This is a genomic window from Winogradskya humida, assembly GCF_016862215.1.
GTDB classification, from domain to species: Bacteria; Actinomycetota; Actinomycetes; order Mycobacteriales; family Micromonosporaceae; genus Actinoplanes; species Actinoplanes humidus.
Map to the genome: position 1 here is coordinate 41,948 of NZ_BOMN01000039.1, position 7,941 is coordinate 49,888.

Below are 7,941 nucleotides of genomic sequence, written 5' to 3' on the forward strand. Positions count from 1 at the left end.
GCCCCGACGCTCGCCCTGGCCGCCTGCCGAAGCCCCGCCTCAAGCTCCTGACATGAGTCAAATGCGGCCGGCCGAAGGGTGGAGGGCGGCGACGTGCACCCACCCAGGACGACGACAGCGAGAGCGAGAAGGCGCAACATGGGCATGGGACGCGGCAATCCACGCCGCGGTTCCTCACTGCGGCGCAGGCACCGGCGTGGGCCGCTCGACCAGCCGGGAAAGCACAATCATGCTGCGGGTGGATGTCACGAACGGTTCAGCCCGCAGCCGCTCCAGGGCCTGTTCCAAATGCCCGATGTCAGCGGCGCGCAGGTGCACGAGCGCGTCGGCCTCGCCGGAGACCGTGTAGGCCCCGACGACCTCGGGGTGCCGGCGCGCTGCCACTGTGATCTGCGCCGGGGTCGTACGCCCGGTGCAGAAGAGCTCGACGAACGCCTCCGTGGTCCACCCCACGGCCGACGGCTCGATGATGGTGGTGAATCCCTTGATCACACCGTCGGTGCGGAGTCGATCGACGCGTCGCTTCACCGCCGGCGCCGAGAGTGACACCTTCGCCCCGATTTCGGCGTATGAGGCGCGGGCGTCCGTCGAGAGCAACGCAATGATTCGCTGGTCTACGGCGTCCATGCGCAACGATTCGTCTCCGACTAGCAAGGGATTGAGCTGTTTACGTCGTCCCAGCGTACCTACCCTTTACCTCATGAGCCAGACGGAGCGCTTGCCGCGAAAGCGGACATACCTCATGTGTCCGCCCGAACACTTCACGGTCGACTACGCCATCAACCCGTGGATGGACACCTCTGTCCCGGTCGATTCCGGTCTGGCGCTCAAGCAGTGGGCGATTCTGCGCGACACCCTCACCGATCTCGGCCACGCCGTGCACGTGATCGACGCAAAACCGGAACTCCCGGACATGGTCTACGCGGCCAATGGCGCGTTCTCCGTCGACGGCATCGTCTACGGCGCCCGCTTTCGCTACCCACAGCGAGCGGGTGAGGCTGCAGAACACCGGAAATTCTATGAAACCGCCACAAAATGGCCAGCAACCCAGGGGCAGAGCGTCAACGAGGGCGAGGGCGATTTCGCGTACCTGCCGGCCGCGTACGGTGGAATGATCCTGGCCGGTCATGGTTTCCGCACCGAGCCCGCCGCCCACCTGGAAGCGCAGGAGATCCTCGGCCGCCCGGTCATCTCCCTGCAGCTGGTCGACCCGGCGTTCTACCACCTCGACACGGCGCTGGCGGCGCTCGACGACCGGCACATCACGTACTACCCGGAAGCGTTCTCGGAGGCGAGCCAACGGGTTCTGCGCCAGCTCTTCCCCGACGCCGTGATCGCTGATCGTGTCGACGCAGAGGCATTCGGTCTCAACCTGGTCAGCGACGGCCGTCACGTGATCCTCAACACCGAAGCCCGGGCGATGGGCGAAAAGGTACGAGCTCACGGCTATGAGCCGGTCCATGTGGAGCTGGGCGAACTCAAACGCGGCGGCGGAAGCGTCAAATGCGTCGTGGCCGAACTCCGCCAATAGACCAGGCGAAGCGAACTAGCAGCGGCGAGGCAAGATGGATCGCATGACCGACGACACCCGCACCGAAGAGAAGCACGATGACGGCTCGGTCATCGTGGTGGGCCCCGACGGCCGCCCCCTGGGCACGGTGGAGCCGGACGGCACCATGAAGGCCGAGGAGCCCGGCAACCTCATCGAGCAGCCGGCCAAGGTCATGCGGATCGGCAGCATGATCAAGCAGCTGCTCGAGGAGGTCCGTGCGGCGCCGCTCGACGAGGCGAGCCGCAGCCGGCTCCGGGAGATCCACCAGCGTTCGATCAAGGAGCTGGAGGACGGCCTGGCGCCGGAGCTGCAGGAGGAGCTCGAGCGGCTGTCGCTGCCGTTCGAGTCGGAGACGCCGCCGAGCGAGTCCGAGCTGCGCATCGCCCAGGCGCAGCTGGTCGGCTGGCTGGAAGGGTTGTTTCACGGCATCCAGGCAGCGCTCGTAGCGCAGCAGATGGCGGCGCGGCTGCAGCTGGAGCAGATGCGTGGCGGTCAGGGCCGTCCCGCGCTGCCCGTGGGAGGCACTATCCCCGGAATGCCGCAGGCGAGCGACGGCACGGGCCGCACCGGGCAATATCTCTAAGCCCGAAGGCCACAAGAGGGACCTATAACCCGAACAGATCCGAGAGGTACGCAGCCACCCCGTCCTCGTCGTTCGTGAGCGTCACGTCATCGGCGACGGCCTTCACGGCGGGGTGCGCGTTGCCCATCGCCACGGAACGGCCTGCCCAGGACAGCAGGGGCAGGTCGTTCGGCATGTCCCCGAAGGCCACGACCTCGGCGGCCCGGACACCCTGACGCTCGCAGAGCCACGCCAGCCCGGCGGCCTTGGTGACCCCGGCGGCGGAGATCTCCACCAGCGCCGACGTCGACGAGTGCGTCGCCACCGCGATCTCGCCGAGGGTCCGGCTGACCAGCTCCGCGAATTCGTCCGGCCCGTGCTCGGCAGAGCGGGCCAGTAGTTTCACGGCGGGTGCGGACAGCAACTTCTCCTGCGAGGTCATGACTCGTACGGAGTCGTGCTTGCCGTCCCAGTGCAGCGGCCACTTCTCTTCGTACCAGAAGCTTCTGCCGTCTTCGACCTCCACCGCCAGGGCGACGTCGGGCACCGCCTCGCGCAGCTTCGCAGTGACATCGAGCAGCAGCTCAACCGTGAGCGGAGCGGCTCGCAGGATCTGGTCGGAGAACGGGTCGTAGACCACGGCGCCGTTGGCGCAGACGGCCGGAAGCGGCTCGGCCATCTGCTCGTAGAGCTGGCGCAGCCAGCGCACGGGGCGGCCGGTGACGAGCACAGCCGGGACGCCCTGGGCGTGGAGCCGGTCGAGGACCTCGATGGTTCGCGGGCTGAGCGTGCCGTCGCTGCGGATCAACGTGCCGTCGATATCCGAGGCGACCAGGCGAAAGTCTGACATCACCTCGACAGTAGCCGGTCGAGATAGACCGCCACCCCGTCCTCGTCGTTCGTCAGGGTCACCTCGTCGGCGACCGTGAGCAGCTCGGGGTGTGCATTGGCGACGGCCACGCGGCTCCAGCCGGCCCACGCGAACATCGGCAGGTCATTGGGCATGTCGCCGAAGACCAGCACATCCGCCGGGTCGACCCCGACCGCCTCGGCGACCACTGCCAGGCCGGTGCCCTTGTCGACGTCCGGCGGGCAGATCTCGATGTAGTTGAGCCCGGCCTGGGTGACCGATGCCACGTGTTCGGGCACGATCCGCCGGGCGACGGCGAGCAGTTCGTCGACGTCGTGGTCGAAGGAGCGCGCGAACGCCTTGATCACGTCGCCGGTGACGCACTCGGCCCGGGTGCGGGGTTCGACGACGACCGGGTAGCGCCAGGTCGGGTCGTAGTCGCCCCAGAGCGGGGAGTCGTGGTGCTCCAGCGCCTCCACCATCACCGACAGCGTGCCGATCTCGGCCTCGATGCTTTCCAGGGCTAGCTCCAGGGCGCGACCCGGAAGCCGGGCGCTGCGCAGGACCTGGGACTCGTTCTGGTCGATGACCCAGCCACCCTGGGCGAGCACGAGGAAGTCGGCGACGCGGATGTCGCCCCGGGTCAGCTCGGCCAGCCGGGGACCGCGACCGGTGGCGGCGACGATCCTGATCCCGGCTGCCCGGACCCGGTCCAGCACCTCGTGGGTGTATGCGGACACCGTGTCGTCGCTGCGAACCAGGGTGCCGTCAAGGTCGGTTGCGATGAGCTTCGGGAGACCGGGCTTGGCCATGAGTTCCTCCGAGGGTGGTGAGACCCCCGCGGAGGGCGGAAGGAAAACGTTACACCGACCCGGCTACCAGCAGCTATGACTTTTGGTAGCCGGGCGATTGCGAGATCGTTAGCGAACGGGTTCGAGAACGTCCCGGCCACCGAGGTACGGCTGGAGCGCCTTGGGCACCCGCACCGAACCATCGGGCTGCTGGTGGTTCTCGAGGATCGGAATCAGCCACCGGGTCGTTGCCAGCGTGCCGTTGAGCGTCGCCGCCGTCTGGGGCTTGCCGTCCTCGTCGCGGTAGCGGATGTTGAGCCGCCGCGCCTGGAACGTGGTGCAGTTCGACGTCGAGGTGACCTCGCGGTAGCGGTTCTGCGACGGCACCCACGCCTCGCAGTCGTACTTGCGGGTGGCGCTCGACCCGAGGTCACCGGCGGCCACGTCGATCACGCGGTAGGGGATCTCGACCTTGGCGAGCATCTCCTCCTCCATGGCGAGCAGCCTGAGATGCTCGGCCTCGGCCTCCTCGGGCCGGCAGAAGGAGAACATCTCCACCTTGTCGAACTGGTGGACACGCAGGATGCCGCGGACGTCCTTGCCGTGCGAGCCGGCCTCGCGGCGGTAACACGTCGACCAGCCGGCGAAGCGCTCCGCCCCGGCCTCCAGGTCGAGGATCTCGTTCGAGTGGTAGGCGGCGAGCGCCACCTCCGACGTACCCACCAGGTAAAGGTCGTCGTCCTTGAGCCGGTAGACCTCGCTGGCGTGCGAGCCGAGGAAGCCGGTGCCCTCCATCGACTCCGGGCGCACCAGCGAAGGGGTGATCGAGGGGGTGAAGCCGTGCTCGACCGCCTGGGCGATCGCCATCTGCAGCAGGCCGAGCTGCAGCAGCGCGCCCACACCGGTCAGGAAGTAGAACCGCGAACCCGAGACCTTGGCACCCCGCTCGGTGTCGATCGCACGCAGCGCCTCACCGATCTCCAGGTGGTCCTTCGCGTTCTCGATCTGCGGCCGGTCGCCGACCTCGCGCAGCACCACGAAGTCGTCCTCGCCGCCCGGCGGGACCCCCGGCGTGACCAGGTTGGGCACGGCCAGGTGGGCCGCGCGCAGCGCCTCGTCGGCGGCGTTGGCGGCGGCCTCGGCCGTCTTCACCTCGACGGCGAGATCCTTGGTGCGAGCGAGCAGTGCGACCCGCTCGTCACCCGACGCCTTGGGGATCTGCTTGCCCAGGGATTTCTGCTCCGCCCGGACAGCCTCGAACCGCTGGGTGGCGGACCGGCGCTCCTCATCGGCGCGCAGCAGGTCATCCACCTTGTCGGTGGACTCGCCGCGCAGCCGCTGGCTGGCACGGATCAGCTCGGGCTCTTCGCGTAGCAGACGCAGGTCAATCACGATTGTCAGACTACCGGCGTGCCTGATCCCATTTCACCTCGATATACCGGGGCAGCCGGAGTCACGGTCAGATCGAGTGGATCATCCTCGACCACCTGCTCTTCGACAGCCGCGGGACTAGTCGCGGCAGCAAGCGGTGCCAGGTAAGCAGCCAGCAGAATCAGCAGGACCCCGACCCCCGCACACCAGGGTCCGCGCCCGACCGAGATCGAGAACTGGTCGTCGTTGAACGAGGCCAGCTCGACCTGCCGCAGCACAAAACTGGTCCGATCGAGCGTGTTGAACGCCGCCACCACCACGGCGAGCAGCACGCCACCGGAGCCCAGCGCGGCAAGTCGTGCGTAGGCCCGACCCGGCGCCGGCCCGAACAGCAGCAACGCCACCGCGACGACCAGCACGAACAACCCGGCGAGGTAACCGGCACCCCACCCGCCGAGGTCACCGATCGAACTCTCGAACGGGCGGTTGCCGACATTGCTCTCGCGCAGCTCCGTCGCGTCGATCCGGGTGACCTGCCACTCGGCGATCAGCGACGCGAAAAGCGCGACCGCGCCCAGCCCCGCGGCGAGCGGCGAAACCCGCCGGTCCCGCACGACGCGGCCGAGGAACCCGACGCGGCCCGGCCCGTTCTCAATCACCGACATGCGGACAATCATTGCCCGCGCGCCGTCCACCGGCCACCGTGACGGTGCATGGGCTAGCGTTCTTCTCATGCCTATTCGCACTGCTACCGCCCGCTGGTCCGGCAACCTGACCGAGGGCAACGGAACGATCAAAACCGGTAAGGGTGGCTACGAGGGGAACTACTCCTTCAAATCCCGCTTCGAGGAGGGCGAGGGAACCAACCCCGAGGAGCTCATCGGCGCCGCGCACGCAGGCTGCTTCTCGATGGCGTTCTCGAAGGCGCTGTCCGACGAGGGCTTCGTCCCCACCTCGGTGGAGACCATCGCCAAGGTCCACCTCGACAAGAGCGACGCCGGCTTCTCGGTGACCCGCATCGACCTGGAGACCGTGGGCAACGTGCCCGGCGTCGACGCCGACACGTTCCAGAAGATCGCCGAGGACGCCAAGGCGAACTGCCCGATCTCCCGCCTCCTCTCGCCGGGCGCCGAGATCACCCTGAGCGCCACCCTCTCCTGACCCACGCGCACCTCTGCTCCACCCGCCCGTGCGGGCCGGTTCCGCGCTCCGGCGGGTGGAGCACAATGGGTGGTGTGCCGGTCGAGATGAGCCGTGAACGTTTCGAGGAGCTCGTGGGTGAGGCCCTCGACGAGGTCCCGCCCGAGCTCCTCAAATCCATGAACAACGTCGTGATCATGGTCGAGGACCTGCCCGCCGACGGCAGCCTCGGCCTGCTCGGCCTCTACGAGGGCACCGACCTCACCAGCCGCGGCTGGGACTACGCCGGGGTGCTGCCCGACCGCATCACCATCTATCGCCTGCCGACCCTGGCCGTCTGCGACACGGAGACGGACGTCATCGACGAGGTCGCGATCACCGTCGTGCACGAGATCGCCCACCACTTCGGCATCGATGACCAGCGGTTGCACGAGCTGGGATGGGGCTGATCGGCCGAACCGGGCGTTGCCGAGCAGCCCTACCCTGAGGATCCAAGCCCACAGGAGGAGCTCCATGCGCAGCGAACTGTTCTCGGCCGAGAACCTCGAGAAGGAATCGGCCCAGCCCGGTCTGCGACTGCAGAACCACAAACTGCTCAAGGCCGAGCTGAACGGCGAGTTCATGGCCCGGGTGGGCTCCATGGTCGCCTACCAGGGCCAGGTCAACTTCGAAGCCCTCGGCTCCGGCGGCATCGGCAAATTCCTCAAGCAGAAGCTCACCGGCGAAGGCGTCCCCCTGATGCGAGTCAGCGGCCGCGGCGACGTCTTCCTCGCCGAGAACGCCGCCGACATCCACCTCATCGACCTCGAACACGGCGACGGCCTCTCCATCAACGGCGCCAACGTCCTGGCCTTCGACTCCACCCTCAACTACGACATCAAACTCGTCAAAGGCGTCGGCATGGCCTCCAACGCAGGCCTGTTCAACTGCGTCTTCTCCGGCGCCGGCCGCATCGCGGTAACCACCAAGGGCACCCCGGTCGTCCTCACCGTCGACCAACCCACCTACGTGGACCCCCAGGCCGCCATCTGCTGGTCCGCCAGCCTCCAGACCGGCTACCACCGCGCCGAACAGATGGGCCTCGGCACCCTCCTCGGCCGCAGCACCGGCGAACGCTTCACCATGAGCTTCGCCGGCCAGGGCTTCGTCGTGGTCCAGCCCTCCGAAGAACCCCCCGGCGGCCTCGCCGGCGCCGCCCAAGGCCAGCAGCAGAGTGGTGGGCTCCTGGGGAATCTTCTCGGCGACTGAGCGGCTTTCCCCGTCAAGAGCCGCAAGATCAAGATCTAGAAGCAGATGTCGTAGCTCGGTGGGTGGTGCAGACCGCAGCTCCCGCCGAGGTCGGGCCCGGCAACCCCAGGCGCCTCAGCGGCGCCAGAACGGGGTTCCCGGGCCCTCGGCCTGCATAAGTGGTCACCCCCGCACCCTCACCGCCCCCACACCCCCGCGAAGCGGCTCACCCCCACACCAACCCACAACCCCTCAGCGCCCACCCAGCACCGCACCCCGCACCCCGTGTCCGCACCCGCACCGCACCCCGCACCTGGGCCGCACTCCGGGCCTGCACTCCGCAGTCCGCGCCCGTGCCGCACTCCGGCCGCACTCCGCACTCCGGCCGCACTCCGCACTCCGGCCGCACTCCGCACTCCGGCCGCACTCCGCACTCCGGCCGCACTCC

At 68.3% G+C, this 7,941-nt stretch carries 10 protein-coding genes; 5 read left to right on the top strand and 5 right to left on the bottom strand.

Annotated features, from left to right (window positions below):
- Positions 1 to 174: 174 nt before the first annotated feature.
- Complete coding sequence (locus Ahu01nite_RS16165) at positions 175 to 633, bottom strand: Lrp/AsnC family transcriptional regulator (RefSeq protein ID WP_203837342.1); 459 nt, start codon at positions 631 to 633, stop codon at positions 175 to 177.
- A gap of 67 nt (positions 634 to 700) precedes the next feature.
- Here Ahu01nite_RS16165 and ddaH point away from each other — a divergent pair, with 67 nt between their 5' ends.
- On the top strand, positions 701 to 1,531 hold the full coding sequence (gene ddaH / locus Ahu01nite_RS16170) for a dimethylargininase (protein ID WP_203837343.1): 831 nt from the start codon (positions 701 to 703) through the stop codon (positions 1,529 to 1,531).
- Positions 1,532 to 1,574: 43 nt separating this feature from the next.
- A complete protein-coding gene (locus Ahu01nite_RS16175; protein WP_203837344.1) occupies positions 1,575 to 2,135 on the top strand; it encodes a bacterial proteasome activator family protein in 561 nt (186 codons plus the stop codon).
- Between the two features lie 22 nt (positions 2,136 to 2,157).
- Here the strand turns inward: Ahu01nite_RS16175 and Ahu01nite_RS16180 are convergent, their stop codons facing one another.
- The 4 genes from Ahu01nite_RS16180 to Ahu01nite_RS16195 form a co-directional block, all read right to left on the bottom strand.
- Entirely contained in the window at positions 2,158 to 2,964 is an 807-nt protein-coding gene (locus Ahu01nite_RS16180) for an HAD family hydrolase (protein WP_203837345.1), read from the bottom strand.
- Positions 2,964 to 3,776 (bottom strand): HAD family hydrolase, encoded by an 813-nt coding sequence (locus tag Ahu01nite_RS16185; RefSeq protein ID WP_203837346.1) that lies wholly within the window; start codon positions 3,774 to 3,776, stop codon positions 2,964 to 2,966. The genes Ahu01nite_RS16180 and Ahu01nite_RS16185 overlap by 1 nt, the downstream gene beginning before the upstream one ends.
- 108 nt (positions 3,777 to 3,884) lie before the next feature.
- On the bottom strand, positions 3,885 to 5,147 hold the full coding sequence (gene serS / locus Ahu01nite_RS16190) for a serine--tRNA ligase (RefSeq protein WP_203837347.1): 1,263 nt from the start codon (positions 5,145 to 5,147) through the stop codon (positions 3,885 to 3,887).
- A 5-nt stretch (positions 5,148 to 5,152) separates the two neighbouring features.
- On the bottom strand, positions 5,153 to 5,791 hold the full coding sequence (locus Ahu01nite_RS16195) for a hypothetical protein (RefSeq protein ID WP_203837348.1): 639 nt from the start codon (positions 5,789 to 5,791) through the stop codon (positions 5,153 to 5,155).
- Positions 5,792 to 5,858: 67 nt separating this feature from the next.
- Between Ahu01nite_RS16195 and Ahu01nite_RS16200 the strand changes: the two genes are divergently transcribed.
- From Ahu01nite_RS16200 to Ahu01nite_RS16210, 3 genes are all read left to right on the top strand, one after another.
- Complete coding sequence (locus Ahu01nite_RS16200; RefSeq protein ID WP_203837349.1) at positions 5,859 to 6,287, top strand: OsmC family protein; 429 nt, start codon at positions 5,859 to 5,861, stop codon at positions 6,285 to 6,287.
- A 65-nt stretch (positions 6,288 to 6,352) separates the two neighbouring features.
- Positions 6,353 to 6,715: a metallopeptidase family protein gene (locus tag Ahu01nite_RS16205; RefSeq protein ID WP_203837350.1), complete on the top strand. Its 363-nt coding sequence runs from the start codon at positions 6,353 to 6,355 to the stop codon at positions 6,713 to 6,715.
- 64 nt (positions 6,716 to 6,779) lie between these two features.
- The gene (locus tag Ahu01nite_RS16210) at positions 6,780 to 7,514 is read left to right on the top strand and encodes an AIM24 family protein (RefSeq protein WP_203837351.1); all 735 of its coding nucleotides are present in this window, start codon (positions 6,780 to 6,782) and stop codon (positions 7,512 to 7,514) included.
- The last annotated feature ends 427 nt before the right edge of the window (positions 7,515 to 7,941 follow it).

Bases quoted from the DNA above. Each gene is read 5' to 3' on its own strand.
- ddaH (WP_203837343.1), top strand. From the start codon at position 701: ATGAGCCAGACGGAGCGCTTGCCGCGAAAGCGGACATACCTCATGTGT.
- Ahu01nite_RS16175 (WP_203837344.1), top strand. From the start codon at position 1,575: ATGACCGACGACACCCGCACCGAAGAGAAGCACGATGACGGCTCGGTC.
- Ahu01nite_RS16195 (WP_203837348.1), bottom strand. From the start codon at position 5,791: ATGTCGGTGATTGAGAACGGGCCGGGCCGCGTCGGGTTCCTCGGCCGC.
- Ahu01nite_RS16205 (WP_203837350.1), top strand. From the start codon at position 6,353: ATGGGTGGTGTGCCGGTCGAGATGAGCCGTGAACGTTTCGAGGAGCTC.
- Ahu01nite_RS16210 (WP_203837351.1), top strand. From the start codon at position 6,780: ATGCGCAGCGAACTGTTCTCGGCCGAGAACCTCGAGAAGGAATCGGCC.
- Ahu01nite_RS16180 (WP_203837345.1), bottom strand. From the start codon at position 2,964: ATGTCAGACTTTCGCCTGGTCGCCTCGGATATCGACGGCACGTTGATC.
- Ahu01nite_RS16200 (WP_203837349.1), top strand. From the start codon at position 5,859: ATGCCTATTCGCACTGCTACCGCCCGCTGGTCCGGCAACCTGACCGAG.
- Ahu01nite_RS16185 (WP_203837346.1), bottom strand. From the start codon at position 3,776: ATGGCCAAGCCCGGTCTCCCGAAGCTCATCGCAACCGACCTTGACGGC.